Annotated in this window: 27 protein-coding genes; 9 read left to right on the top strand and 18 right to left on the bottom strand. The window is 69.8% G+C overall.

Going from position 1 to position 24,840, the window contains the following annotated elements; genetic code table 11:
* Positions 1-111 precede the first annotated feature (111 nt).
* Positions 112-840: a demethylmenaquinone methyltransferase gene (locus IEY87_RS29840; protein WP_189142144.1), complete on the bottom strand. Its 729-nt coding sequence runs from the start codon at positions 838-840 to the stop codon at positions 112-114.
* A 77-nt stretch (positions 841-917) separates the two neighbouring features.
* On the opposite strand from IEY87_RS29840, the gene IEY87_RS29835 reads away from it, so the two are divergent.
* Positions 918-2,123: a hypothetical protein gene (locus IEY87_RS29835; protein WP_189142143.1), complete on the top strand. Its 1,206-nt coding sequence runs from the start codon at positions 918-920 to the stop codon at positions 2,121-2,123.
* Here the strand turns inward: IEY87_RS29835 and IEY87_RS29830 are convergent.
* Positions 2,120-2,338, bottom strand: a complete 219-nt coding sequence (locus tag IEY87_RS29830; RefSeq protein WP_189142142.1) for a DUF4229 domain-containing protein — start codon at positions 2,336-2,338, stop codon at positions 2,120-2,122. The two genes, IEY87_RS29835 and IEY87_RS29830, sit on opposite strands and share 4 nt — an antisense overlap.
* A 256-nt stretch (positions 2,339-2,594) precedes the next feature.
* Between IEY87_RS29830 and IEY87_RS29825 the strand changes: the two genes are divergently transcribed.
* Complete coding sequence (locus IEY87_RS29825) at positions 2,595-2,816, top strand: BldC family transcriptional regulator (RefSeq protein WP_181616591.1); 222 nt, start codon at positions 2,595-2,597, stop codon at positions 2,814-2,816.
* A 139-nt stretch (positions 2,817-2,955) separates the two neighbouring features.
* On the opposite strand, the gene IEY87_RS29820 is transcribed toward IEY87_RS29825, so the two are convergent.
* Positions 2,956-3,198 carry a hypothetical protein gene (locus tag IEY87_RS29820; protein ID WP_189142141.1) on the bottom strand — a complete coding sequence of 81 codons (243 nt, stop codon included), beginning with the start codon at positions 3,196-3,198 and terminating at the stop codon, positions 2,956-2,958.
* A 10-nt stretch (positions 3,199-3,208) separates the two neighbouring features.
* A complete protein-coding gene (locus IEY87_RS29815; RefSeq protein WP_189142140.1) occupies positions 3,209-4,324 on the bottom strand; it encodes a hypothetical protein in 1,116 nt (371 codons plus the stop codon).
* A 180-nt stretch (positions 4,325-4,504) separates the two neighbouring features.
* Here IEY87_RS29815 and IEY87_RS29810 point away from each other — a divergent pair, with 180 nt between their 5' ends.
* On the top strand, positions 4,505-4,807 hold the full coding sequence (locus IEY87_RS29810; protein WP_189142139.1) for a PLD nuclease N-terminal domain-containing protein: 303 nt from the start codon (positions 4,505-4,507) through the stop codon (positions 4,805-4,807).
* A gap of 200 nt (positions 4,808-5,007) precedes the next feature.
* On the opposite strand, the gene ccsA is transcribed toward IEY87_RS29810, so the two are convergent.
* Genes ccsA through IEY87_RS29785 form a run of 5 tightly spaced genes read right to left on the bottom strand, consistent with a single transcriptional unit; the run spans position 5,008 to position 9,497 of the window.
* Complete coding sequence (gene ccsA / locus IEY87_RS29805; RefSeq protein WP_189142138.1) at positions 5,008-5,952, bottom strand: cytochrome c biogenesis protein CcsA; 945 nt, start codon at positions 5,950-5,952, stop codon at positions 5,008-5,010.
* Positions 5,942-7,507, bottom strand: coding sequence for a cytochrome c biogenesis protein ResB (gene resB / locus IEY87_RS29800; protein ID WP_189142137.1), 1,566 nt, complete (start codon positions 7,505-7,507; stop codon positions 5,942-5,944). The genes ccsA and resB overlap by 11 nt, the downstream gene beginning before the upstream one ends.
* Positions 7,507-8,229, bottom strand: coding sequence for a cytochrome c biogenesis CcdA family protein (locus IEY87_RS29795; protein WP_189142136.1), 723 nt, complete (start codon positions 8,227-8,229; stop codon positions 7,507-7,509). Before IEY87_RS29795 ends, resB begins: the two co-directional genes overlap by 1 nt.
* Positions 8,222-8,800 carry a TlpA family protein disulfide reductase gene (locus IEY87_RS29790; protein WP_225277390.1) on the bottom strand — a complete coding sequence of 193 codons (579 nt, stop codon included), beginning with the start codon at positions 8,798-8,800 and terminating at the stop codon, positions 8,222-8,224. Before IEY87_RS29790 ends, IEY87_RS29795 begins: the two co-directional genes overlap by 8 nt.
* Positions 8,801-8,855: 55 nt before the next feature.
* Entirely contained in the window at positions 8,856-9,497 is a 642-nt protein-coding gene (locus IEY87_RS29785; RefSeq protein WP_189142135.1) for a histidine phosphatase family protein, read from the bottom strand.
* 91 nt (positions 9,498-9,588) lie between these two features.
* Here IEY87_RS29785 and IEY87_RS29780 point away from each other — a divergent pair, with 91 nt between their 5' ends.
* Positions 9,589-10,449, top strand: a complete 861-nt coding sequence (locus IEY87_RS29780) for an EamA family transporter (RefSeq protein WP_189142134.1) — start codon at positions 9,589-9,591, stop codon at positions 10,447-10,449.
* Between the two features lie 100 nt (positions 10,450-10,549).
* Here the strand turns inward: IEY87_RS29780 and IEY87_RS29775 are convergent, their stop codons facing one another.
* Positions 10,550-11,488, bottom strand: a complete 939-nt coding sequence (locus IEY87_RS29775; protein ID WP_189142133.1) for a LysR family transcriptional regulator — start codon at positions 11,486-11,488, stop codon at positions 10,550-10,552.
* A 177-nt stretch (positions 11,489-11,665) separates the two neighbouring features.
* On the opposite strand from IEY87_RS29775, the gene IEY87_RS29770 reads away from it, so the two are divergent.
* Both IEY87_RS29770 and IEY87_RS29765 read left to right on the top strand, forming a co-directional pair.
* The gene (locus IEY87_RS29770; protein ID WP_189142132.1) at positions 11,666-12,529 is read left to right on the top strand and encodes an EamA family transporter; all 864 of its coding nucleotides are present in this window, start codon (positions 11,666-11,668) and stop codon (positions 12,527-12,529) included.
* A 152-nt stretch (positions 12,530-12,681) separates the two neighbouring features.
* Complete coding sequence (locus IEY87_RS29765) at positions 12,682-13,974, top strand: ATP-binding protein (protein ID WP_189142131.1); 1,293 nt, start codon at positions 12,682-12,684, stop codon at positions 13,972-13,974.
* On the opposite strand, the gene hemL is transcribed toward IEY87_RS29765, so the two are convergent.
* From hemL to IEY87_RS29730, 7 genes are all read right to left on the bottom strand, one after another.
* Positions 13,971-15,260, bottom strand: coding sequence for a glutamate-1-semialdehyde 2,1-aminomutase (hemL, locus tag IEY87_RS29760; protein WP_189142130.1), 1,290 nt, complete (start codon positions 15,258-15,260; stop codon positions 13,971-13,973). The genes IEY87_RS29765 and hemL overlap by 4 nt on opposite strands.
* Before the next feature lie 45 nt (positions 15,261-15,305).
* Positions 15,306-15,935: a bifunctional DNA primase/polymerase gene (locus tag IEY87_RS29755; protein ID WP_189142129.1), complete on the bottom strand. Its 630-nt coding sequence runs from the start codon at positions 15,933-15,935 to the stop codon at positions 15,306-15,308.
* Positions 15,936-16,064: 129 nt separating this feature from the next.
* Positions 16,065-17,048: a porphobilinogen synthase gene (hemB, locus tag IEY87_RS29750; protein WP_189142128.1), complete on the bottom strand. Its 984-nt coding sequence runs from the start codon at positions 17,046-17,048 to the stop codon at positions 16,065-16,067.
* Positions 17,045-18,592, bottom strand: coding sequence for a bifunctional uroporphyrinogen-III C-methyltransferase/uroporphyrinogen-III synthase (locus tag IEY87_RS29745; protein ID WP_189142127.1), 1,548 nt, complete (start codon positions 18,590-18,592; stop codon positions 17,045-17,047). Before IEY87_RS29745 ends, hemB begins: the two co-directional genes overlap by 4 nt.
* Entirely contained in the window at positions 18,589-19,500 is a 912-nt protein-coding gene (gene hemC, locus IEY87_RS29740; RefSeq protein ID WP_189142271.1) for a hydroxymethylbilane synthase, read from the bottom strand. Before hemC ends, IEY87_RS29745 begins: the two co-directional genes overlap by 4 nt.
* 8 nt (positions 19,501-19,508) lie before the next feature.
* The gene (locus IEY87_RS29735) at positions 19,509-20,765 is read right to left on the bottom strand and encodes a glutamyl-tRNA reductase (protein WP_189142126.1); all 1,257 of its coding nucleotides are present in this window, start codon (positions 20,763-20,765) and stop codon (positions 19,509-19,511) included.
* Positions 20,762-21,439, bottom strand: a complete 678-nt coding sequence (locus IEY87_RS29730; RefSeq protein WP_189142125.1) for a redox-sensing transcriptional repressor Rex — start codon at positions 21,437-21,439, stop codon at positions 20,762-20,764. The genes IEY87_RS29735 and IEY87_RS29730 overlap by 4 nt, the downstream gene beginning before the upstream one ends.
* A 126-nt stretch (positions 21,440-21,565) precedes the next feature.
* Here IEY87_RS29730 and IEY87_RS29725 point away from each other — a divergent pair, with 126 nt between their 5' ends.
* Positions 21,566-21,802 carry a glutaredoxin family protein gene (locus tag IEY87_RS29725; protein ID WP_189142124.1) on the top strand — a complete coding sequence of 79 codons (237 nt, stop codon included), beginning with the start codon at positions 21,566-21,568 and terminating at the stop codon, positions 21,800-21,802.
* On the opposite strand, the gene IEY87_RS29720 is transcribed toward IEY87_RS29725, so the two are convergent.
* A complete protein-coding gene (locus IEY87_RS29720) occupies positions 21,803-23,302 on the bottom strand; it encodes a putative quinol monooxygenase (RefSeq protein WP_189142123.1) in 1,500 nt (499 codons plus the stop codon).
* 178 nt (positions 23,303-23,480) lie between these two features.
* On the opposite strand from IEY87_RS29720, the gene IEY87_RS29715 reads away from it, so the two are divergent.
* Both IEY87_RS29715 and IEY87_RS29710 read left to right on the top strand, forming a co-directional pair.
* On the top strand, positions 23,481-24,119 hold the full coding sequence (locus tag IEY87_RS29715) for a sigma-70 family RNA polymerase sigma factor (protein ID WP_189142122.1): 639 nt from the start codon (positions 23,481-23,483) through the stop codon (positions 24,117-24,119).
* A gap of 71 nt (positions 24,120-24,190) precedes the next feature.
* Positions 24,191-24,826: a DUF5667 domain-containing protein gene (locus tag IEY87_RS29710; protein WP_189142121.1), complete on the top strand. Its 636-nt coding sequence runs from the start codon at positions 24,191-24,193 to the stop codon at positions 24,824-24,826.
* Positions 24,827-24,840: the final 14 nt, after the last annotated feature.

The raw sequence follows: 24,840 nt of genomic DNA, 5'->3' as shown, positions 1-24,840 counted from the left end.
CTTCGTTCCTTTGTGAACCCCTTCACAAACTGTTCGGGCCGAAGTCTAACCCTTTTCGTGCACAAAGTGGCAGCCGGGGGGCCGTCACGCGCTAGTAGATCACGCCGGCCCTCACCCTTTCGAGGGCCGCGGCTTGAACCCCCGGTGCATCGCCACGATCCCCATGGTCAGGTTGCGCCAGGCGACCCGCTCCCAGCCGGCCCGCTGGATGACGCCGGCCAGCGTCGCCTGGTCCGGCCAGTCCCTGATCGACTCGGCGAGATATTCATAGGAGTCGTCGTTGGAGCCGAACATCCCGGCCACCTTCGGCAGCATCTTCATCAGATATTCGCGGTAGACCAGGTCGAAGGCGTCGACGGTCACGTGCGAGAACTCCAGGATCACCAGCCGCCCGCCGGGCCTGGTCACCCTGAGCATCTCGCGCAGCGCCTGCGCGGTGTCGTGCACGTTGCGCAGCGCCACCGAGATGGTCACCGCGTCGAAGACCTCGTCGGCGAACGGCAGCCGCAGCGCGTCACCCGCGATGAACGGCACGCCCGCGCCCGTCAGCGCGTTGCCGCCGTGCCGCCGCACGCCCGTGCGCAGCATGCCGAGCGAGAAGTCGGAGGCGATCGCCCGGGCGCCCAAGGCGGTGAAGGAGTCGGTGGAGGTGCCGGTGCCCGCACCGAGGTCGAGCACGATCTCGCCGGGCCCCGCGTCGACGGCCGCGGCCACGGCCTTGCGCCACAGCCGGACCTGCCCGAGGGAGATCACATCATTGACCAAATCGTAACGCCGGGCCGTGCGATCGAACATCGCGGCGACCTCGTCCGGCTGCTTGTCCAACTGAGCGCGCGTCATCCCTCAAGAGTATGGCTATCCCGACAATCAACGGAAAGTAGCAGCACGGCTACTTTCCGTCTGCTAGAAATTGGCGAATGCTTGCCCGAGCCGCCCTTGCGGCGATCATCGCTGCGGCCCCCACCGCGCACACCCGCGTGGTCTCGGCCGACCCCGTCGACAACACCCCTCACGTGCTCGACGGCATCGTGAACGCCATCGCCCTGGTCGGTGGCACCGTCGTGGTCGGTGGCTCGTTCACCGCCGTCGCCGACTCGACCAGGACCACCACCTACGCGCGCGAGAACCTGTTCGCCTACGACCTGGCCACCGGGCGCGTGCTGCCCGGCTTCGCCCCCAGCGTGCGCGGCCCGGTGCACAGCCTGGCCGCGGGCGAGGCCGGCACCGTCTATGTCGGCGGCGACTTCTACTCCATCGACCGCCACCGGAGTGCCGCACTGGCGCGCCTCAGCGTGTCCACCGGACAGCCGGTGGCCTCGTTCGCGCCGCGGATCGCGGGTGGCGCGGTCACCGCACTGGCCCGGCGCGGCGCCGACCTCTACGTCGGCGGCGACTTCACCGAGCCGCGCGTCGCGCTGGCCGGCCTGAACGCCACGACAGGCGCCCCGGACCCCGGCTTCACGATCACGCCGGGCGGGTCGCTGACCAGGCAGGTGCGGGTGCACGCCCTCGCCGCCACGGCGAACCGGCTCCTGGTCGACGGCAGTTTCACCACCCTCGCCGGGCGCTCCAGGCCGCAACTCGGGCTGATCGACATCGCCGGCCGTACGGCCAAGCTCGCGAACTGGCACAGCGACGCCTACGCGAAAAAGTGCAAGGACACCTTTCCCTACTACGTGCGCGGCCTGGACTTCTCACCCGACGGCCGTTATTTCGTGGTCGTCACCACCGGCGGGCCGCGCAGTGGCATGTGCGACAGCGCGGCCAGGTTCGAGACCTACGCGAGTGGCCAGGGCATCAAACCGACCTGGGTCAACAGGACGGGCGGCGACTCGCTGTACGCGGTGTCGGTGACGGGCAGCGCGGTCTACGTAGGCGGTCACCAGCGCTGGCTGAACAACCCGCTGGGCCGCGACTCGGCCGGTCCTGGTGCGGTGCCGCGCGAGGGCATCGGCGCCATTCATCCGCGCACGGGAAAGGCGCTGAGTTGGAATCCCGGCCGGGAGCGCGGGATCGGCGTGAAGGCCTTTCTGGCCCACAGCGGCGGACTACTTGTCGGTAGCGACACGACCCGACTCGGACGGGAGTACCATGCCCGGATTGGCATGTTCCCTCTGCCCTAGTCGCCCTGCGGCTTCGGGTGGTCGATCTTGTCGCTGATGCGCGCGCTCATGGCATCGCGCTGTTTCGACAGCAGGACGTAGCTCGCGACTCCGCTGATCACGAAAGAAAGAATGATCAGCAACAGAGGGTTAGCAAGCCCGAGCAGCCACAGCACCCCCAGGGTTACAAGAAACAGACCGATCCGCGACATGGTGTAAACGAGAACAGGACGCACAGGTCGAGATTACTCGCCCAGGGCATCCGGTCGCTCTTCGCATCGGGCGCGAGCGCTGCTACTGTTCCCAGTAAGGATGTTTCGTAAAGAAACACCCACGAGAGCCCCAAAGAGGCTCTATGATATAACAATCGGGCAGTCAGCTGATAACAACCCGTGATCTTTGTAGAAAACCACGGATAAATCAGGCTTCGCTCGACACACTAGTTACCTGTCCGCCCGCTGGCAGGAAGCGGGATGCGAGGGGGAGAGATTGGTGGAGAGTAGCAGCGAGCGTCTGCTGACCCCTGGAGAGGTTGCCGCCCTCTTCCGGGTAGACCCAAAAACGGTTACGCGCTGGGCCGCGGCAGGCCGCATCAGCAGTATCCGCACCCCCGGAGGGCACCGGCGCTTCCGTGAATCGGAAGTGCACGCCCTCCTCCGTGGTGAGGATGTTCTTACGGCCGACAGGCCAACAGGCGAGTCCCCGCGCGTTTGACGTACCGTCCAAGTCGGTGATCCTGTACGCAGGGTCACCGAGACGGGACCTCTATCCGTGTGTTAACCGGCACCATCCGTACGGCTAGCACGGGAAAGGCGTCAACCACCGATCGTGGCTGGCGCCTGGCCGATTCCTCTCACGCCCCCTCCTGGTCGGCCTTGAACGCCAGGAACTCCCGCTCCAGCTCGTCGTTCTCCTCCGCCCAACGGCGACGGCGCTCGGCCGCCTCCTCCTCGGTCAGCGACTCCTGCACCCACCGATCGTACTCGGGATCGCCCGGCTCGACCTCGACGTACGCGTTCCCGATCAGGCGCCCGTCTTCGCTGGTCAGGCTCTGCGGCACGCGCAGGGTCCCGTCAGCGAGGCGGATGACGTACATTGCCGATCACCTAGATTCCGTAGCGCCGGTTGAAGAACAGCATCACGTCGAGCGCCATCCGCGTGTTGCCGCCGAGCATGTCGACCAGGGCCGGCCGCTGGCGTGAGGCGATGGCGGCGAAGGCGTCGGCGAAGAACTCCTTGCGTCCCAGCCCGCCCCCCTGCCGGTGGAAGGACGAGGCCAGGAGCGGCGTGAGCTCCTCGAAGAGCGCCACGAACTCCGGCGTGTCCGACACCCAGACGCCCAGCGCCGCGTCGATGTCGTCGATGGCGTGCCCCACCTCGTGCATCATCACGTCCGGTGTCGGCGAGGGCCGGTCCCCCACGACGATCTTGCGATCCCCGTAGGCTCCCGCGCAGATGTCCCACGTCGCCCGGCCCGACGGCAGCGGCGCGCCCCGTAGATAGCCCATGTCGTCCAGGTCCGGCACTCCGCCCGGCCCCACGTAGATGCCCTCGAGCCCCTGGACGAGCTTTTCCTTGATCCGGTCAGGCAGCCTGGCCAGGCTCTCCACCGCCCGCACCACGTCGATCGACGGCCGGCTTCTCCTGGCGTCCCACTGCCGGTGCAGGATCGCCTCCAGTTTCCCGCAGTGGCGCAGCCCGTCGCCCTGAAGAGGCGCGTCGGGACGGTTCGGCTGCGCCCTGGGTAACGCGTCGTCGAGCTCGAAGTCCTGCCAGGTGTAGCGGGGGCGCTCCACCACGGCCGCGGGCAACCGCTCGCCCTGGTCCCAGCGGCGCTCGCCGCCCTCCCACCGCTGCCGCCCCTGACCGCCGGGCGGCCCTTGACCGCCGGGCGGCCACGCCTGCTCGGGCTCCTCACGCGGCCGGTCGCGGAAGCCGTACCCGCCCATCAGGTTGCGGCGTTCTCTGCCACCGGGGTCCTCACGCCCGCTCAGGCGGCGATCGCGGTCCATCTGCTCCTCTCCACCGGCCGGGCCCAGGTCTCGCACACCGGCCCCTCTCCGGCCGGACAGACGACGACCGCGCTCACGCGCCCGCCCGCCGTCGTTCGTCCAGATCGACCGGTCCGTGTCGGGCGCCTCGGTGCGACGCGAGAAGAGGTACGAGCCGCGCCGCCACCAGCGTCCCCGCCGATGACGTCCTTTGTCGTTGGAGAAAGCCATCGCACCTCTCACCACCCCATGACGCTCACCACACCGGATACCGAGGCCGCTTGACGCGCGGCCCAGCCGGGGCAGACTGCGCCGAATCGTGTTCCACCGTACGACGCCGATCTTCCCTAGTCACCCGGAATGGGACATCAAGGTGGCACGATCACGCTGAGGATGGCTTACAGTTCGGGCATGGCAGGTGTCCTTGTCGGCCTGGCTCTGCTGGCCTTCTGGCTGTTTTCACTGTTCGACGTCGCTACCACCCCCGAGGAAGAGGTCAGGCACTCACCAAAAGCCGTTTGGTTGATCATTGTCGTCGCGCTCCCCTTGATCGGCGGCCTGTTCTGGATGATGCGCGGCCGTCCCAGAGTCGCGCGCGAGACCTGGTCCGTCGCCCCGCGGGCCGAAGGCGAGCCCGCCCCCAAGGGCCCGGACGACGATCCCGATTTCCTTCGCGAGCTCGAGCGCCGCATGCGCGGTGGCGAAGAGAAGTAAGCAACACCGAGCGCCGCCTTCACCCCCCAGGCGACGCCCCGTCCCCTTGGCACGCCACTACCGGGTCCCCTTGGCACGCCACTACCGGGTCCCCTTGTCACGCCACTACCGGGTCCCCTTGTCACGCCACCTACCGGCCCGCACGTACGGGACCCGCCGATTTCACCGGCGGGCCGCTCCGTGCTAGTAAACGCCGGCGATCACAGGCCTGAGTAGCTGTGCAGGCCCGAGATGAAGATGTTCACGCCGAACAGGTTGAACAGCAGGCACGCGAAGGCCACCAGCTGCACGATCGTGGCGCGCCGGCCACGCCAGCCGGCCGTGACGTTGGCGTGCAGGTAGGCCGCGTAGCCCACCCAGGTGATGAAGGACCAGACCTCCTTAGGGTCCCAGCCCCAGTAGCGGCCCCAGGCCCGGTCGGCCCAGAGCGCGCCCGCGATGACGGCGAACGTCCACAGCGGGAAGGCCAGGACGATGGCGCGGTTGGCCACCTTCTCCAGCTCCGCCTTGGACGGCAGCCGGGACGGGCCCTCCTTGCGGATGAGGTTGAGGATGCCCGCCACCCCGGCCAGGATGAACATGCCGCTGGCCAGGATCGCGGCGGTGACGTGGATGGCGATCCAGTAGGAGTCCAGCGCGGGCACGACCGGCCCCGCCGAGGTGTAGAGCGTCTTGACCGCCAGCCCGAGGCCCAGGGCCGCGGTGACCATGACGAAGGCGCCGAGGAAGCGCACGTTCCGCCGGAACTGGGTGACCAGGAAGGCGGTCACCGCGGCGAAGCAGATGCCCACCACGAACTCGTACATGTTGCCCCACGGCCAGCGCTCCACGGCCACGCCTCGGGTGACGATGGCGCCGAGGTTGGCCGCCCAGCCGAGCCAGGCGAGCCCCAGGCCCACCATCCCGGCCCTGACCGACCAGACCGGCCCGCCGGCCGCAGGGGTCTCGGCGGCCTCGTCCACCGGGGCGTCGACCACCGTAGCGGCCCCCACGGCCACGGGAACCTTGGCGGCCGCGGACTCCTGGTCGAGCCGGGTCCGGCCGAAGGCGAGCTCCATCGCGAAACCGACCATGGAGAACAGGTAGAGCAGAACTGCCGCGACCACGAACAGGTCGCTCAGCTCGGCCAGTCCTTCAGCGTTCATCCTTGTCTCCTGCTGCTTGTAGAGCCTTCACGATGTCCTCGAACTCCTCGGCGAAGCCCGCCGCCGAGCCTTCGGTGCGGGTCAGCCCGCCCACCTCGACCGTGCCGTCCTTGACCCGCACCCATACCCGGCGGCGGCGGATCATCAGCGACAGCGCGATGGACACGGTGGCCAGCGCGGCCGCCACGAGGGCGGGGACCCGGCCGGGATCGTAGGCGACCTGGAGCGTCATCCACTCCTTGACCGCGACGAACTCCAGCTTGCCCGCGTCGCCGGGCAGGTCGAGCGACTCCCCCACCGCGAGCGGCTCGGGCACCGCGGTGCCCATGACCAGCGGCGTGAGCTTCTTCATCACCTCGGGCGGGGCGAGCTCGTAGACCGACTGCGGCTTCCCGGAGCGCACCCCGAAGTCGCCGGAGAACGCCCCCAGGACCTGCACCTCAGGCTGGAGGGCGCCGGGGAACGCCGAGCCGAAGCCACTGCCGTCGCTCGCCCGCGCGCTGGTGGGCAGGAACCTGAGCAGGAACCCGAGCTGCGACGGTCGCGCGTCGGGGACCTTGACGACACAGCCCGAGGTGAGCGAGGGCTTGTCCTCGATCAGGCACGGCACCGGCCCCTCGAAGGCGACCTGCCCCTTGCCGTCGGTGACCTTGAAAACGGGGGCGTAGCCGTGGCCGAGGAGGTAGGTCTGCGTGCCGTTGACCTCCAGCGGCTCGTTGACCTTGAGCTCGTAGTCGCGGACGGGCGCCGTCGGCGAGTCGTTGACCTTCAGGAAGGCGGAGTAGTCGACCTCCTGCCCCCTCTTGTCGCCCTCGACCTGGTAGGTGGCCATGAAGTCGGTCAGCTCGAAGCTGAACGGCTCCAGCGACTCGGCCGACACCTGCTGACCCGGGATGAAGCGGTCGTAGGCGGCCACGGTGTTGGCGAAGCCGTCGCCCTCGGAGACCAGGACGTTGCCGCGGTAGCCGTACAAGGAGCCGAAACCGACGGCGATCAGCAGGCCGAGCAGGGAGATGTGGAAGAGCAGGTTGCCGGTCTCGCGGAGATAGCCCTTCTCGGCGGACACCCAGCCGTCGCCCGTCTCCACCCGGAAGCGCAGCTTGCGCAGCCGCCGGGCGGCCTGATCGACGGTCAGCTCGCCCGGGAAGGAGGCGGACTGCGGCAGCCGCGCGAGGTTGCGCGGCGCGGCGGGCGGCTTGCGGCGCAGCTCGCGCACGTACGTGGCGGTGCGCGGCAGGACGCAGCCGATCAGCGAGGTGAACAGCAGCAGGTAGATCGCCGCGAACCAGACGGAGGTGAAGACGTCGAAGAGCTGGAAGCGGTCGTACCACTCGGCCAGCGCAGGGCTCTCCTGGTAGAGGGTCGCCACCTTGCCCGGCTCGACGCCGCGCTGCGGCAGCAGGGAGCCTGGCACGCTCGCCAGAGCGAACAGGAACAGCAGGATCAGCGCCGTCTTCATCGAGGTGAGCGTGCGCCAGCCCCAGCGCAGCCAGCCGACGAGGCCGATGCCCGCCGGCCTGGGCGCCCGCTCCTTCTCCAGCTCGTCGACGCTCATCAGATCACCGGCCGGAAGGAGCCGATCAGGCCCTGCATGGTCGCGATCAGCTCTGTCCACAGGCCGGTCACCAGCGCCAGCCCGACGGCCACCAGCATGGCGCCGCCGACCCTGGTGATCAGCCGTGAGTGCTTGCGGATGGCGCCGAAGGTGCGCAGCGCCTTGCTGTAGGCGAAGGCGGCGGCCACGAACGGCAGCCCGAGCCCGAGCGCGTAGGCGACGGCGAGCAGCGCGCCCCGCGAGGCGCTGCCCTCGTTCAGCCCGAGCCCGAGCACCACCGCCAAGGTGGGGCCGATGCACGGCGTCCAGCCCAGCCCGAACACCACGCCGAGCAGCGGCGCGCCGGCCAGCCCCGCGGCGGGCATCCGGTGGATGCGCACATCACGCATCAGCCCGGGGATCACGCCGAGGAAGGCCAGCCCGAGCAGGATCGTGAGCACGCCGATGATCCGCGTGATGAGGTCGGCGTTGACCAGCAGGAGCCTGCCGAGCCCGCCGAACAGCGCGCCGGTGGCCACGAACACCGCGCCGAACCCGGCCACGAACAGCGACGTGCCGAGCACCAGCCGCCCCCGCTTGGGGTCGGCGCTCATCCCGGTCACGTACGACAGATAGCCCGGCACCAGTGGCAGCACGCACGGGGACAGGAACGACACGAGCCCGGCGAGCACCGCGATCGGCACGGCCAGCAGCAGCGAGCCGGAGGCGACGATGTCATTCATCGCGCACCTTGCTCACCGTGTTCATCAGGTCGGTGTACGTGACCGCGCCGAGCGCCCTGGCGGCGATCCTGCCCCGCTCGTCGATGATCAGCGTGGACGGGATGGCGGCGGGCGGCACCGTGCCCTGGAAGGCCAGCGCGACCTTGCCCGGCTGGTCGAAGATGCTCGGGTAGCCGCTCTGCTCGGTGCGCTCGAAGGCCAGCGCGTCGGCCTTGCGGTCCTTGAAGTCGATGCCGATGAACTCGACCCCGGAGCTCTTGGTCTTGGCCGCGACCTCCTTGAGCACCGGCGCTTCGGCCCGGCAGGGCCCGCACCAGGACGCCCAGAAGTTGATCACGACGACCTTGCCCTGGTGCGCGGCCAGTGAGGCGGTGCCGCCGTCGAGGGTGGGCCCTTCGATCGCGGGCGCGGCCTGGCGGTCGGCCGCCGCGAACACCTGCATCTTCCCGTCGCCCGCGACGAATCGGGTGTCGCCGGCCTGCGGCTGGCCGCCCTGGCTGCCCGCGCATCCGGCGGCCAGCAGAGCCAGCAGGGCGACGGAGCCAGACACGGAGATGGACTTCGCGCGCACGGAGGAAGATCTCCTTGTACTACAGCCGGTAGAGCTTGCAACTCTACCGGCGGGGTCAGGCGCCCGGAACGCTGGGGCCCCTCTGCAGTGATCCGGCCGGCTCGCTGTAGCCGACGCTGACGAGGCGGTCCCCGTCGAAGGTGAACGTGGTGAGGCTGGCCAGCGCGCACTGCCTGCGCCGCGGGTCGTGCCAGAGCCTGCGCCGCCCCTCCGCCGCCATCCTGATCGCCCAGATCGGCAGCTGGTGGCTGACGAGCACCGCCTCGTGGCCGCGCACCGCCTCCCGCGCGTCGTCGACCATCGAGCGCATCCGCGCGATGATCACGGGGTAGGGCTCACCCCAGGACGGGCGCATCGGATTCCAGAAGTAGCGGTAGTTGCGCGGGCTGCGCAGGATCCGCAGGCCGGTCCCGACCATCCGGCCCTCCAGCAGGTTGCCCGCCTCGACCAGCCGCTCGTCGGTGATGATGTCGAGACCGAGAGTGGCCGCGACCGGGGTCGCGGTCTGCTGGGCACGCTCCAACGGCGAGCTGTAGACGGCCTTGATGTCGCGTCCGGCGACCGCCTTGGCGACGGTCTTGGCCATCAACTGCCCGGTCTCGGACAGGTTGTAGCCGGGCAGCCGACCGTAGAGGATGCCACTGGGATTGTGCACCTCACCGTGGCGCAAAAGGTGAACGACGGTGGTTTCAGCCATGGTGGGGCTCAGCTTAGCCGGTCCCGTCCCCCTTCCCGCCAGGGCCGATCACCCGAGAGTAGAGTCGGGGCGATCGGAAGGAGCCGTCCCGTTGGACCCCAGGGCCCTGCTCCTCGTCCTCGTCGCCGCCGTCGCGCACGCCTCCTGGAACCTGCTGAGCAAGAAGGCCGCCCAGGCCGACAGCCTCGTCTTCCTCTGGCTCGTGGCCGCCACGGCGGCGGTGATCTGGAGCCCGCTGTTCGCCGGATTCCTGCTCGTCGCCGGGCCCACGCTGTCCTGGGGCGACCTGGCGGTGATCGGCGGCAGCACGGCGCTGCACCTGGGCTACTTCGTGCTGCTGCAACGGGGCTACGGCAACGGCGATCTGTCCATCGTCTACCCCGTCGCGCGGGGCACCGGCCCGATGCTGGCGAGCCTGGTCGCCGTGCTGTTCCTGGGTGAGCGTCCGACCGCCGTGGGCGTCGCGGGGATCGTCCTGGTGGGCGTGGGCGTGTTCCTGATGAGCGGCGGCAGCGGCCGGGGCGATCTGAAGGGGCTGGCGTTCGGGCTGGCGACCGGGCTGTTCATCGCGGGCTACACGGTGTGGGACTCGCGGGTGGTGGGCGTGTTCGCGGTGGCGCCGATCATGCTCAACTATCTGGACGAGGTGGGGCGGGCGCTGGCGCTCACCCCGGCGGTGCTCACCGCGCGCCGCAGAGCGCTGATCCTGCCGGTCTGGCGTGAGCACCGCGCCGGGGTGCTGGGCGCCGCGGTGCTGACCTTCGTGTCCTATCTGCTGGTGCTGATCGCGTTCACCATGGCGCCGGTCAGCGTGGTGGCGCCGGCCCGCGAGATCAGCGTGCTGATCGCCGTCGTGCTGGGCGGCAGCCTGCTCGCCGAGAGCGGGCTGCGGCACCGGCTGCTGGCCGCCGGCGTGATCCTCGGCGGCATCGTCGCGATCGCGCTCAGCTGACCTGCAGCGCTCAGCTGATCTGCAGTGCTCAACTGACCTTCAGCGCTCAGCCGACCTTCAGTGCTCAACTGACCTTCAGCGTTCAGCCGACCTTCAGTGCTCAGCTGACCTGCAGCTCCGGCTCGCTCGCCCACGCGTTCTCCTGCAGCGCGCTGGCCCGTCCCAGCGCCTCTACGGTGGCCCTGATGGCGGGCCGCCGGGCCGCGTCGGTGCGCCACAGGGCGTAGATGCGGCGGGTCTGCCTGGGCCGCAGCGGGATGAGCCGGACGTTGTCCGGCACCGGGTCGCGGCCGAGCCGGGGCACGATGGAGCAGCCGAGCCCGGCCGCCACCAGGGCCAGGTGGGTGGGGTACTCATCGGCCATGTAGGCGATCTCGGGCTCGATCTCCGCGCTGCGCAGCGTGAAGACCAGCCAGTCGTGGCAGATGGTGCCGGGCGAGGAGGCGATCCACCGCTCGTCGCGCAGCGCGGACAGCTGGATCTCCTTGTTGCCGGCCAGGGGATGGTCCAGGGGCACGGCCACGTCGGCGATGTCGTCGATCAGCGTCTTCCTGGACAGCCCTTCGGGGATGGCCATCGGCCTGTTGAGCCAGTCCTGCACCACCACCAGGTCGAGCTCGCCCCTGGCGACCTCGCGCAGCATCCGCTCCGGCTCGCGCTCGTAGAGCTGCATCCACAGGTCGGGGTGGCGCTCCCGGAGCTCGGCCAGCGCGGGGGGCATCAGGCCGCGGGCCGCCGTGGGGAACGCGGCCACGTTGAGCCGGCCGACGACCTCGCCGCGCAGCGCCTCGAAGTCCGCTTCGGCGGTCTCCACCAGCGCCAGGATCCGCTCGGCGTGCTCGGCGAGGAGCCCGGCCGCGTCCGTCAGCCGCACGCCGCGCCCGTTGCGCTCGATGAGCCGGGCGCCGGTCTCCCGCTCCAGCTTGGCGATCTGCTGCGACACGGCCGACGGGGTGACCATGAGCGCCTCCGCCGCGGCGCCGACCGACCCGTACACGTGCACCGCGTGTAGAGCCTTGAGGCGGTTCAAGTCCAACATGTAAGCCAGCCTAAAGGGTTAAGCGTAGAAAGTCTCGCTTGTGCTGAACTCTGTAGCGATGGAAAATATATGCATGAGAATCATTAAGGCGAAGCAGAACCGTACCGAGTCCATCTCCTACCTCCGGAGCCTCGCGGAGCAGGCCCGTAACCAGCGCAACCGCAAGTCCGCCACCGCGTGAGGCCAGGCCACCTGGCCCTCGCCATCGGCCTGGCCGCGGTCTGGGGCGTCAACTTCGTCGTCATGCAGGTGGGACTGGAGCACTTCCCGCCCCTGCTGTACGCGTCGTTGCGGTTCACACTCGCGGCCTTCCCCGCCCTGTTGCTGGTCGGGCGGCCGGAAGTGCCCTGGCGATGGGTCGTCGCGGTGGCGGCCACCCTCGGAGCGGGCCAGTTCGGCCTGCTGCTCGTCGGCATGCGCGCCGGGATGCCGGCCGGGCTGACCTCCCTGGTCCTGCAGATGCAGGTCCTGTTCACCATCCTGTTCGCGGTGACGCTCCTCGGCGAGCGGCTCACCGCCCGACGCGTCGCCGGCCTGGCCGTCGCCTTCGGCGGCCTGGCCCTGGTCGCCTTCGACTTCGGCCTGTCAGGCCCGGTGGGCGCCTTCGCCCTCTGCGTGGCCGCGGCGGCCGCCTGGGGCCTCGGCAACGTGGCCCAGCGCAAGGCCGCCCCGCCGGACGCGCTGCGCTTCATGGTCTGGGTCAGCGCCCTGTCCGCGCCCCCGCTCCTGCTGCTCTCCCTCCTGGTGGAGGGCGCCCCCGACCTGGCCGCCCCCGTCGAGGGCTGGCTCTCGCTGGCGTACGTCGCCTTCATCTCCACACTCGGCGGCTTCGGCGTCTGGGGCTACCTGCTGCGTCACTACGACGCCTCGACCGTGGCGCCCTACACGCTGCTGGTCCCCGTCTTCGGCATGTCCTCGGCCGCCCTGCTCACCGGCGAGGCCATCTCCTGGCTCCAGGTCCTCGCCGCCGCCCTCATCGTGGCCGGCGTCCTGTACGCGGGCACCCGCCCCCGCGCCCCGAGACCCGCCCTCACCCACTGAGCCTTCGGCGCACCCAGGAGAACCCCGCTCGCGAAAACCGGAAAACTTCGCTCGCAGAATCGGGAAAACTCCGCTCGCAGATCCGGGAAACTCCGCTCGCGGATCTGGGAAGATGGCGGTAAGACGCACTTACTTCCCAGGTGAGGAGCACGATGGAGCTACTCCCCAGACTTGCCGCTGAGGGGCTCAAAGATCTGCTCGCCGAGCTGCGGATCGTTGTCGTCAACGGACCACGGCAGTGTGGCAAGACCACGCTGCTCCAGGCTTGCAAGAAGTTCGGGGATGCCACCTTCGTCACACTCGACGACCCCTCACATCTGGCCTTCGCCCTGGATGACCCGCGCACCTTCGCTCGTCGCCGACCGCAGCCGGTGATCATCGATGAGATCCAGCGTGCCGGTGATCCGCTGATCCTGGCGATCAAACAGGTGGTGGACGAGGACTGGAGCCCCGGGCAGTTCGTCCTGTCGGGCTCCACCCGGTTTCTCAGCGTGCCGACCCTGTCGGAGTCCCTCGCCGGGCGCGTGGCCTTCGTGGATCTGTGGCCGTTCGCGGTCACAGAACGCACCGGGGGCACGGGGGGCTTCTGCGATCAGGTTTTCGCGGATCCGGGCTCGGTGACCCAGCGGACATCGGTCTGGACGAGGGATGACTACATCAGGCTCATCAGCCACGGCAGCTACCCAGAAGTGCTCCGCCTGACCTCTCCCGTCGCCATCCGAGGATGGTTCCGTGGCTATCTGGACACGGTGATCTTCCGCGATATCCAGGAATTCGCCCACGTCAACAAGGTGCGGGCGATACCCGACCTCATCGCCCTCGTGGCCGCTCGCGCGGGCGGCCAATTGGTCCTCTCGCACCTCTCCAACAGCCTGGGGCTGGATGCGACGACCGTCCGCTCCTATCTGGCCCATCTGGAAACGGTCTTCCTGGTCGCCTCCGCACCGGCGTGGTCCAACAACTTCTCCGCGCGGGTCACGCATGCGCCCAAAACCTACGTGACCGACAGCGGCCTGGCCGCGCACCTGCTCGACGTGGACGCCGAGTCTCTGCTGACGCCAGGACATCCCGCACTTGGCGGGCTGCTTGAAACGTTCGTCTTCGCGGAACTGCTCAAACTGTCCACCTTCGCCCGCCGGCACGTCGCGGTGCGGCACTACCGCGACAGAGACAGGCGGGAGGTGGATTTCATCCTCGAACGCCGGGACGGGAGCATCATCGGTATAGAAGTGAAGGCCTCCTCGACGCCCAAACCCGAGGACGCACGACACCTCCGCTGGCTGAGGGACACCCTCGGTGACAGGTTCCGTGCCGGCTATGTGCTGCACCTCGGCGACACGAACCTGCCCTCAGGTGATCGCATCTTCTTCACACCGCTGTCCGCTCTGTGGGACCACGCCGAGCCCGGTGTGCTCCGGCCGCGGCTGCCCGGTGGCGCTGGTTAGCGGACTGCCGCCGCGGCCTTGGCCGCCGCCGGCAGCGCGTCGGCGACGCGGCTGAGGGCCTCGTCGTCGTGGGCGGCCGACAGGAACCACGCCTCGTACGCCGACGGCGGCAGATAGACGCCCTGGTCCAGCATCGAGTGGAAGAACGCCGTGTACGCCGCCGTGCTCTGCGTCCGGGCCTCGTCGAAGTTCGTCACCGGACGGTCGGTGAAGAAGACGGAGAACAAGCTGCCCGCCGTCTGCAGCCGGTGCGGCACCCCCGCCGCCGTCAGCGCGTGCGCCGCCGCCGTCGCCACCGTCGCCGCCGCCGCGTTGATCTTCGTGTACGCCTCCGCGTCCAGCGCGTGCAGCGTGGCCAGGCCCGCCGCGCAGGCCAGCGGGTTACCCGACAGGGTGCCCGCCTGGTAGACCGGCCCCTCCGGCGCGAGGTGGGCCATCACGTCCGCCCGGCCGCCGAACGCCGCGGCGGGCAGCCCCCCTCCCATGACCTTGCCGAACGTCATCAGGTCCGCATCCACCGGGTCCAGGCCGTACCAGCCGGAGGGTGAGACGCGGAAGCCGGTGAGGACCTCGTCGACGATCAGCAGCGCGCCGTTGGCGGTGCACAGCTCCCGCAGGCGGGCGTTGAACCCGTCGAGCGGCGGCACGATCCCCATGTTGGCCGGGCAGGCCTCGGTGATCACGCAGGCGATCTCGGCGGTCGCGAACGCCTCCTCGACGGCCTCGATCGAGTTGTACGGCAGCACGATCGTGTCGGCGGCCGACGCCCCGGTCACCCCGGGCGTGTCCGGCAGCCCGAACGTCGCCACCCCCGACCCGGCGGCGGCGAGCAGCGCGTCCACGTGCCCGTGGTAGCAGCCCGCGAACTTGACCACCTTGGAGCGCCCGGTGAACCCCCGGGCCAGCCGCACGGCGCTCATCGTCGCCTCGGTGCCCGAGCTGACCAGCCGGATCTTCTCCACCGGCGCGACCCGGGCCACCATCGCCTCGGCCAGCGCCACCTCGCCCGGCGTCGCGGTGCCGTAGGAGAACCCGTGCGCCACCGCCTTCGACACGGCCTCGACCACCGCGGGATGCCGGTGCCCCAGGATCATCGGCCCCCAGGAGCAGACCAGGTCGACGTACTCATTGCCGTCGGCGTCGGTGATGTACGGCCCCTGGCCGGAGACCATGAAGCGCGGCGTCCCCCCGACGGCGCCGAACGCGCGAACCGGCGAGTTGACACCCCCCGGCACGACGGCGCAGGCGCGGGCGAACAGGTCCTCGGAGTTCTGTGTACGGCTCACCCGACCAGATTAGGTCCCCCCACCCACGCCCCCAGCGGCGGGCAGCTAGTCGGCGAGCCACTCCAGGACGCGTAGCGGGTCCGGGAGCGGGCGGCCGTCCGGGGGGCGCAGCCAGGAGACCGGCTGGCCGGTGGGGAGCGTGGACGGCGGCGCGAGGACGTAGCTGTCGCGGCAGTGCCAGCGCAGGCCCGGGGTGTCCTCGATGGTGGCCGGGTCGCAGTCCAGCTGACAGGACCACCACTCGTCCTCGTCCTCGGGGTTGCCCCGGGTGGCCACATAGAAAAGGACCCGGTCACCGTTGGCGGCGACCGGGCCCGAGTCGGCTCCGGCGTTGTCGATCCGCGTGAGGGCGGACAGGCCGGTGGGCAGGGGTACATCGAAGACGTCGAACACGCGTCCGGTGGGCAAGATGACGTTGGCCTCGGGGTCGCGCTGCCACCAGCGGGTGAGCTGGGTGGGGTCCGTCGTCGCCTGGATGTGCCAGGCGGGCGAGACCGGATGCGCGCCCGGGTCGGGACAGCCGACGCGGTCACAGGAGCAGGCACGGGAGCCACGTCGCAGCGGGGAGGCGCCGGGCACGCACGGCCACCCGAGGGCGGCATAACCCAGCACAGTGTCGATGCGCGTCGCTCGCGACCGTTTTTTGGTACGCCGAGCTAGAGGTACCCCCACCATAAGGTGTCTCCCGTCAAGTCTGTGCCTGAAGCGGTCCCGGCTCCGGGCCGTACGCACACGCGGGACACACCAGCACTTCTTGCCCCACTCTAACGCACAGGCCTCAGCACTTAACGGCAAACCCATGGGTTAGAGGCGGCGCGCCACCTCGGTGGCCCAGTAGGTGAGGATCAGGTCGGCGCCCGCGCGCTTGATCGACACCAGCGACTCCATGATCATCCGGTCGCGGTCGACCCAGCCGTTGGCCGCGGCGGCCTCGATCATCGCGTACTCGCCGCTCACCTGGTAGGCGGCGACGGGCACGTCCACCTCGTCGCGGAAGCGCCTGATGACGTCGAGGTAGGCCAGCGCGGGCTTGACCATGACGGCGTCGGCGCCCTCGGCCAGGTCCAGGCGCACCTCGCGCAGCGCCTCCTCCAGCGGGCCCGCCGGATCCTGCTGGTGGGTGCTGCGGTCGCCGAACTGCGGCGCGCACTCGGCGGCGTCCCGGAACGGCCCGTAGAAGGCGGAGGCGTACTTGGCGGAGTAGGCGAGGATCGGCAGGTCCGCGAAGCCGGCCGCGTCCAGCGCCGCCCGGATCACGCCCACCTGGCCGTCCATCATCCCGCTGGGCGCGATCATCTGCGAGCCCGCCGTGGCCTGCGCGACCGCGATCGAGGCGTAGCGCTCCAGCGTGAGGTCATTGTCGACGTCGCCCGACTCGGTCAGGATGCCGCAGTGCCCGTGGTCGGTGAACTCGTCGAGGCAGGTGTCGGCCATGACCACGACGGCGTCGCCGACCTCGGCGCGCACGTCGCGCAGCGCCACCTGCAGGATGCCGTCGGGGTCGTCGGCCGCCGAGCCGCGCGCGTCCTTCACCGCCGGGATGCCGAACAGGATCACCCCGCCCACCCCGGCCTCGGCCGCCTCGCGGGCGGCCTTGCGCAGCGAGTCGCGGGTGTGCTGGACGACGCCCGGCATGGAGACGACGGGGTGCGGCTCGCCGATGCCCTCCTTGACGAACATCGGCAGGATCAGGTCCGCGGCGTGCAGCCTGGTGCCGGCCACCATCCTGCGCAACGCCGAGGTACGGCGCAGCCTGCGCGGACGGGCGACGGGGAACTCGGCACTCACTTCGCTCTCCTCCTGGCTCCCCTGCGGTTCTGGGACGGCCTGCGCGGGGTGTCACCGGCGATGACGGCGGCCTCGCGCTGTTTGGCGCCGTAGGACGCCAGCGCGGTCGCCAGGGCCGACGCGGAGGCCTTGTCGGCCATGACATCGACGCGGAGCCCGAACTCCTCGGCGGTCTTGGCCGTCTGCGGCCCGATGACGGCGATCACGGTGACGTTGTGCGGCTTGCCCGCGATGCCCACGAGGTTGCGCACGGTCGAGGACGAGGTGAACAGGACCGCGTCGAACCCGCCGCCCTTGATCGCCTCACGGATCGGCGCGGGCGGCGGCGCGGCCCGTACGGTCCGGTAGGCCGTGACGTCGTCGCACTCCCAGCCGAGCTCGGTCAGCCCGGCCACCAGCGTGTCGGTGGAGATGTCGGCCCGCGGCAGCAGCACCCGGTTGATCGGGTCGAGCATCGAGTCGTACGGCGGCCACTCGGCCGCCAGCCCCTCCGACGACTGCTCGCCCGAGGGCAGCAGGTCGGGCTTGACGCCGAAGTCGATCAGCGCCCGCGCGGTGGCGTCGCCCACGGCGGCCACCTTGAGCCCGGCGAAGGCGCGCGCGTCGAGGCCGTACTCCTCGAACTTCTCGCGCACTGCCTTGACCGCGTTGGCGCTGGTGAAGGCCACCCACTCGTAGCGGCCGGTGACCAGGCCCTTGATGGCCCGGTCCATCTGCTGCGGAGTGCGGGGCGGCTCGACCGAGATGGTCGGCACCTCCTCGGGCACCGCGCCGTAGGAGATGAGCTGCTCGGACAGGCTCTTGGACTGCTCCTTGGTGCGCGGCACCAGCACCCGCCAGCCGAACAGCGGCTTGGTCTCGAACCACGAGAGCTTGTCGCGCAGGCCGACCGCCGCACCCACGACGATCAGCGCGGGCTCGGTGAATCCGGCGTGCTTGAGGTCGGCCTGCAGCCTGCCGAGCGTCGAGACCACGGTGTACTGCTCGGTCGTGGTGCCGCCGCTGCTGACCGCCACGGGCGTGCTGTCGGGCTTGCCACCGCCGATCAGCGCCTTGCCGATCGCGACCGCCTCGGTGATGCCGTTGTAGATGACGAGCGTGCCCGGACAGGCGGCGTGCGAGGACCAGTCCTGGTCCTGTGCGGCGTCGACGACCCTGAACTCGGGCACCGAGGTCGCGGGCGGGATGCCCGCGTAGGTGAGCACGGCGGTCGCGGGCGGGACGCCGGGCACGACCTCGAAGTCCACCTCCGCCGCGGCGCAGGCCGCGACCTCCTCGGCGACCGAGGAGAACAGCATCGGGTCGCCCTCGCACAGGCGCACGACGAACTGACCGGCTTTGGCGTGCTTGAGGTAGTCGCCGTCGGCGACGACGTGCACACCTTCGCGGCAGTGCCGTAGCAGCGGGCCGTGTAGCTCTTCCTCCAGCACGACCACGTCGGCCTTGGAGAGCAGCTCGGCGCCGCGGAGCGTGAGGAGATTCGGATCTCCTGGCCCCGCGCCTACGAACGCGACGAAAGCGGAGGTTGGACTATCGGAGCTCAATGGGAATGCTCCCCCATCAATTTGTCGGCCCCTTCGCGAAGCATCTGGGTCGCGAGCTGGCGCCCCAGGTCTTCAGCCTCCGAAGGAATGCCGGCGGCGGACTTGCGTACCGTGCGCAGGCCGTCGACGGCGACGACTGCGGCGGTCAGGTTCAGAGTGTGCCCGTCATCGAGGGCGAACGCACCCACGGGAGCCGAACAGCCTGCCTCGAGTGCGGCCAGGACGGCTCGCTCGGCCGCCACCGCGGAGCGGGTCCGCGGGTCGTCGAGCACGCCGAGAAAGTCGACGAGGTCGGCGCGGTCGGACAGGCACTCCACGGCCAGCGCGCCCTGGCCGGGCGCGGGCAGCAGCTCCTCGACCTCGAAGATCTGGGCGATCTCGGCCGTCCTGCCGATCCTGGTCAGGCCGGCGGCGGCGAGCACGACCGCGTGCAGCTCACCGGAGGTGACCTTGCCGATCCGGGTGTCGGCGTTGCCGCGGATCGGGACGTAGTCCAGATCCGGCCGCAGCGCGCGCAGCATGGCGACCCGGCGCGGCGAGCCGGTGCCGACCCGGGCGCCGGGCGGCAGGTCCGCGAACTTGACCTCGCCGACCAGCGCGTCGCGGTGGTCGTGCCGGGTGGGCAGGGCGGCCAGCGCTATCCGGGGGTCGGGCTTGGTGGGCAGGTCCTTCAGCGAGTGCACGGCGAAGTCGATCTCGCCCTCGATCAGCTTGTCGCGCAGCGCGCTGACGAACACGCCGGTGCCGCCGAGCTGGGCCAGGCTCCCCTTGGTCACGTCGCCGAAGGTCGTCACGCCGACCAGCTCGATCGGCCGGCCGGTCCGCTCGGTGTAGGCGTCGGCGACCATCTGCGACTGCGTGGTCGCCATCAGGCTGCGCCTCGTGCCGAGGCGCAGCGGGCCTTCCATCTGTGGAGTCACAACTCCACCTCCCTCACGGCCTCGGGCGTCTTCGGATCCAGATCGAACAGCTCACGCAGCGCCTCGGCATAATGATCGCCTCCTGGCGAGGTGGCGAGCCGCTTGACACGCACAGTGGGCTCGTGGAGCAGCTTGTCGACGACTCTCTGCACGGTGAGGGTCACCTCGTCCCTGAGCTTGCCGTCGAGATCGGGCACGCGCATCAGCAGGCGGCCCAGCTCGGACTCGACCACGCCCGCCGCCTTGCTGCGCAACGCCACCACGGTCGGAGTGACCTTGGCGGCCCGCTCCGACTCCAGGTAGGCGGCGAGCTCCTGCGCGACGAGCTTGCGCACGGACCTTACCGCGTCACCCTCGCGTGAGCCGATTCCGGACACCCGGATCGTCTCCAGGTCCACCAGGGTGACGCCGGGAACGGCGCGCACCGCCGGGTCGATGTCGTGCGGCAGCGCCAGGTCCAGCAGGAACGTCCCCGGCGACACCATGTCGGCGCCGATCAGGTGACGGCCCGCGCCGGTGCAGGTGATGACGATGTCGGCCGTCGCCAGCTCACGGGCGACGGCGGAGAACTCCACCGCCCTGCCGCCGACCGTCTCGGCCAGCCGCGCGCCGCGCTCGTACGTACGGTTGGCGATCACGATGTCCGTGACGCCGGCGCGCGCCAGCGTGGCGGCGGCCAGCGAGCTCATCGAGCCCGCGCCGATCACCAGGGCGCGCCGCCCGGCCGGCTCGCCCGCGAGCGCGAGGCCCGCGCTGACCAGCGAGGCCCCGGCTTTGTCGATGCCGGTCTCGGTGTGCGCCCGCTTGCCGACCCGCAGCGCCTGCTGGACCAGCTCGTTCAGGGTGGCGCCGACGGTGCCGTGCTTCTGTGCCAGCTTGAGCGCGTGGCGGGTCTGGCCGAGAATCTGGCCCTCGCCCACGACCATGGACTCCAGGCCGCACACCATCGAGAACAGGTGCTCGACGGCCTGCTCCTCGTAGTGCACGTAAAGGTGCGGGGTGAGCTCGTCGACGGGCACGCCCGAGTGGAGGCTGAGCAGGCCGGTGACGGCCGTGACGGCCGCGTGGAAGCGGTCCACGGCGACGTAGACCTCGACCCGGTTGCAGGTCGAGACCACGAAGGCCTCCGCCACGCAGGGGTCCTGCTGCACGTCGTACAGCAGTTTGACGAGGGCTTCGCCGCTCACCGAGACGCGCTCGAGCAGGGCCACCGGCGCGGTCCGGTGGCTGAGTCCGATCGCCAGAACACTCATTGACTGTCCACTGCCATGAGTGGCCCCCCAGCTTTGCGCTGCTCGTGGAACGCAAGGATCTGCAGTTCGATGGATAGGTCGACTTTACGGACATCGACGCTGTCCGGAACAGTGAGCACGACCGGGGCGAAGTTGAGGATGCTGGTCACCCCGGCGCTCACCACACGATCGCACACTTCCTGCGCCGCGACCGCCGGTGTCGCCAGCACCACGATCGAGACCCCACGCCGCTTGATCACGGCCTCCAGCTCATCGATGTGCTCCACATTCAACCCCGCTATGTCGTCGCCCACGACTTCGGGGTCCGCGTCGAACACGGCCGCGATGCGAAATCCCCGGGAGACGAAGCCGCCGTAATTGGCCAGCGCGCGGCCCAGGTTACCGACTCCGACGATGGCGACGGCCCAGTCCTGGGTCAGGCCGAGCTCGCGGGAGATCTGGTAGACGAGGTATTCGACCTCGTAGCCGACGCCGCGGGTGCCGTAGGAGCCGAGGTGTGACAGATCCTTGCGCAGCTTGGCGGAGTTGACCCCGGCGGCCGCGGCGAGATCCTCGGAGCTGACGGTCGCGGTGCCACGCTCTGCCATCCCGTGCAGCGCCCGAAGGTACAACGGGAGCCGTGCGACCGTCGCTTCGGGTATGCCTCGATCACGAGGCTGGGACGGGCTCTTCACTTGCCGGAGCTCCAGGGGAACGGGCGGCCTTGGGCCGCGTGACTGGGGATGGAACCGTCTTTCAGGTTAATCCTTTTGTGAACCGATGCACAAAGTCACCGTCCACCGAGCGCTACGGTGGACGTCATGCACCGCATCACGCTGCTCGGAAAGCCCGGTTGCCACCTGTGTGCGGACGCGCGCGAGATCATCGCGCGGGTCGCCGGCGAGCTGGGCGTGCCGTGGGAGGAAGTGGACATCAACTCCTCCGACGAGCTGCGGGAGCGCTACTGGGAGATGATCCCGGTCACCCTGATCGACGGTGTCCAGCACGACTTCTGGCGGGTCTCGGAAGATCGGCTGCGCGCGGCCCTGGCGGCCTAGTCAGAACATCGCCATCGGCAGCGGCACGACCTTGGCGGCGTTCACGTTGAGCTCGATGATGTTGGTGGCCAGCACCATGGCCTGACGCTCGTTGATGAAGCGCTCGATGTGCGGCTGGCGCTGGTGGTCGCGGTAGGCGACCTCGTCACGGTAGAGCTCGTAGACGATGCGCTGCAGCGGTGCGGACTTGACCGCGTGGCAGGCGTAGATCAACGTGTCCGGCTCACCGCGCCGGACCGCCTCGACGGTCAGGTCGGCCAGCTGGTCGAAGGCGGGACCCGAGCCGTCCATGAGCGTGAAGACGGTCAGCATGCCGTAGATGTTCGGCGAAGGCTTGCCGGAGGTCTGCTGCGGGGCGGGCTGCACCATGGGCTGAGGGCCGGTCTCCGGCATGCGGGGGGCGAACAGCTCGGCACCCGAGTAGCCGCCGCCGGGCATCGGAGCGCCAGGCATCGAGCCGCCAGGCATCGAAGCGCCGGGCATCGAGCCGCCGGGCATCGACTGGTCGCGCGGGTCGGCCTGGGACGGGCCGCCGTGCCGGCCGTTCATGATGTAGCCGGTCGACGGGCCCGCGTCCGGCGGCGGGGACATCCGGGCGGCGTAGTCGACTTCCTGGTCGTTGGCCCGGTATTCGGCCACCAGGTCGCCCAGGCCCGACCTGCGCTGGCGCGGCGGCTCGGCGGCGGCCAGCGGGACGGGCTCCGGCGCGGGGCGGTGACCCGGTGGCGGCTGCTCCTGCGGCCGGGGTCCCACCGGCCGCAGCTCGCGCCGCCCACCGACCGGCCGCCTGTCCTGCTGCTGGTCGACGAACTCGTCGTCCTCTTCGTCGTCGTACGGCGCGAGCGGGCGCAGCACGGTGTACCAGATGGCCGCGGCGGCGGCGATGAGCAGCATGACGGTGAAGAAGCCGGGCACCGCGAACTGCATGGCGCCCATGAGCGCCAGCCCCGAGGGGGCGATGACCAGGACCGCGTGCAGGTTGTCGGTGTCGTACTCGTCGCCGCCGCGCCACCGCAGCGCCGCGACCACGATGGTCCCCAGCATGATGAGCGCGGCGATGACATGCAGGGCGATGAGCAGATAGGCGGGGATGACCGCCCAGTGCGCGGACGACACCGGCACCGACTTGCCCATCTCCTCGCTGATGAGCGGGTCCACCACCATGATCACCAGGGCGACGATCGTGTAGGCGATGCCGAACAGCCAGGCCAGGAACTTCGGCGGCACCTTCTCCGCCAGCAGCTGGATCAGCCCGACGGCCAGCCAGAGCGGCGCCAGCATCGACCCGGTGATCTGGAGCACCTTGAAGGTGACGACCCCGAACCCGACGAGGTAGCCGACACCGATCACCGTCAGCGACAGGCACAGCGCCGGACCGGCGATGGTCCAGGCGATCAACCAGCCCTCGGGCTCCTCGCGCAGCCGGCGGACCAGCGCGACGGAGGCGATCGCAGCCAGGAGCGCACCGGCGAACGCTATGACAGCAACGAGGATCTCCATGGTGACTCCTATGCTGCCGGACTATGCCTCCCAGCCGGTAGCCGAAGAGGGAAAGGGTCGATCCACACCGTATCTGCCGATTAAGCGGCGGCATGCAAGGAGGATGTGGATTGTGGAATTTCCGGTTGATTTCTAGAGTGTTCGAGCACGGCGCACCCCTTAGCCTTAGGGATACCGGATGCCTGACTCGTGGCCGTTCTCCGGGCTGCTCACGCCAGCGACGGCTGGCTCGGCCCGGACGACCCAGCTTGCCGTGCGTGAAGACGTCACCGACGATCTCCGCACCCTGGTCCTGCACGCGAAGACCGGGGACACGGATGCCTTTGGCACGCTCTATGACCGTTATGTGGATCTTGTCTATCGCTACATCTACTTCCGGGTCGGCTCCCATCCGCTCGCCGAGGATCTGACCAGCGAGACCTTCCTGCGGGCGCTGCGCCGGATCGCCGACTTCACCTGGCAGGGCCGTGACTTCGGCGCCTGGCTCGTGACCATCGCCAGAAACCTGGTCGCCGACCATTTCAAATCCGGGCGCTACCGCCTGGAGGTCTCGACCGGAGAAGTGATCGACGTTCCCCTCGAAGGAGCGCACATCCCGGAGAACGCCGTGGTGACGGCCATCATCAACGACCGGGTGCTCCGCGCCGTCCGCGATCTGAACCCCGAGCAGCAGGAGTGCGTGGTCCTGCGATTCCTGCACGGGCTGTCGCTAGCGGAGACCGCGCTCATCATGGGGAAGAAAAGTGGAGCGATCAAAGCGCTGCAGTTCCGGGCGATCCGCACGCTGGCCAGAGCACTGAAGAACGACCTTGCGTAACCTCGCGCCGCGCGACGTCGTTAGGCAGGTGTCACGCCAGCATCGAATCTCGGGGGCGTCAGGGAGCGATCATGGGTAGGGCGCGCAGGACGCACGAGCGCGTGCTCGGTCACCTCACAGAGCTGGGAGCGCTGTCACGCGGCGGGGTTCCGGACCCGGCCTTCCGCGCGCGCCTGCGCGAACGGCTCACCTCCGCCCAGCCCGCCGAGCATCCCGTACGACCGATCCGGCGCACCCACCGGCGGCCCCGGCCCCAGCGGTCCCTGTCCACCTCGATCGTCCCGATCGGCCTGATGACCGCCATGCTGCTGACCTCGGTCGCGACCTACCGCGCGGTGCCCGGCGACACCCTCTACCCGCTCAAGCGCGCGGCGGAGAGCACCCTGGTCCGGCTCAGCACCGACGACGTGGTGCGCGGCGAGCGTGAACTCGTCTCGGCCAAGACCCGGGCGAAGGAGGTCGCCCAGCTCCTCGGCTCCTCCAGTGCCGGGCCGCTGGTCCACAGGACGCTCAAGGACATGGAGCAGTCGACCCGGGCCGGCATCACCAGGCTGCGACGCGCCGAGCCCCGCTCGCCGAAAATCGACCGCTTCGCCGAGGACCAGCGGAACATGGTCGAGCCGATGCTCGAACAGCTCGACGGTGTGGAGCAGGACCAGGCCGTCGGCTACCTCGACTACATCGACGGGCTCGCCGCTCCGGGATAGGTAGGCTGAAGCCC

Source organism: Nonomuraea glycinis, from assembly GCF_014646515.1.
GTDB lineage: Bacteria > Actinomycetota > Actinomycetes > Streptosporangiales > Streptosporangiaceae > Nonomuraea > Nonomuraea glycinis.
This window is presented reverse-complemented; position numbering and strand designations above follow the sequence as displayed.

Coding starts and splice junctions, on each gene's coding strand:
- hemC (WP_189142271.1), bottom strand. CDS start 19,500: ATGGAAGGCCCGCTGCGCCTCGGCACGAGGCGCAGCCTGATGGCGACC.
- resB (WP_189142137.1), bottom strand. CDS start 7,507: ATGAGCGTCGACGAGCTGGAGAAGGAGCGGGCGCCCAGGCCGGCGGGC.
- IEY87_RS29725 (WP_189142124.1), top strand. CDS start 21,566: ATGCACCGCATCACGCTGCTCGGAAAGCCCGGTTGCCACCTGTGTGCG.
- IEY87_RS29720 (WP_189142123.1), bottom strand. CDS start 23,302: ATGGAGATCCTCGTTGCTGTCATAGCGTTCGCCGGTGCGCTCCTGGCT.
- IEY87_RS29815 (WP_189142140.1), bottom strand. CDS start 4,324: ATGGCTTTCTCCAACGACAAAGGACGTCATCGGCGGGGACGCTGGTGG.
- IEY87_RS29785 (WP_189142135.1), bottom strand. CDS start 9,497: ATGGCTGAAACCACCGTCGTTCACCTTTTGCGCCACGGTGAGGTGCAC.
- IEY87_RS29775 (WP_189142133.1), bottom strand. CDS start 11,488: ATGTTGGACTTGAACCGCCTCAAGGCTCTACACGCGGTGCACGTGTAC.
- IEY87_RS29840 (WP_189142144.1), bottom strand. CDS start 840: ATGACGCGCGCTCAGTTGGACAAGCAGCCGGACGAGGTCGCCGCGATG.
- IEY87_RS29710 (WP_189142121.1), top strand. CDS start 24,191: ATGGGTAGGGCGCGCAGGACGCACGAGCGCGTGCTCGGTCACCTCACA.
- IEY87_RS29835 (WP_189142143.1), top strand. CDS start 918: ATGCTTGCCCGAGCCGCCCTTGCGGCGATCATCGCTGCGGCCCCCACC.
- IEY87_RS29715 (WP_189142122.1), top strand. CDS start 23,481: ATGCCTGACTCGTGGCCGTTCTCCGGGCTGCTCACGCCAGCGACGGCT.
- IEY87_RS29810 (WP_189142139.1), top strand. CDS start 4,505: ATGGCAGGTGTCCTTGTCGGCCTGGCTCTGCTGGCCTTCTGGCTGTTT.
- IEY87_RS29820 (WP_189142141.1), bottom strand. CDS start 3,198: ATGTACGTCATCCGCCTCGCTGACGGGACCCTGCGCGTGCCGCAGAGC.
- ccsA (WP_189142138.1), bottom strand. CDS start 5,952: ATGAACGCTGAAGGACTGGCCGAGCTGAGCGACCTGTTCGTGGTCGCG.
- IEY87_RS29765 (WP_189142131.1), top strand. CDS start 12,682: ATGGAGCTACTCCCCAGACTTGCCGCTGAGGGGCTCAAAGATCTGCTC.
- IEY87_RS29795 (WP_189142136.1), bottom strand. CDS start 8,229: ATGAATGACATCGTCGCCTCCGGCTCGCTGCTGCTGGCCGTGCCGATC.
- IEY87_RS29735 (WP_189142126.1), bottom strand. CDS start 20,765: ATGAGTGTTCTGGCGATCGGACTCAGCCACCGGACCGCGCCGGTGGCC.
- IEY87_RS29755 (WP_189142129.1), bottom strand. CDS start 15,935: ATGGTGGGGGTACCTCTAGCTCGGCGTACCAAAAAACGGTCGCGAGCG.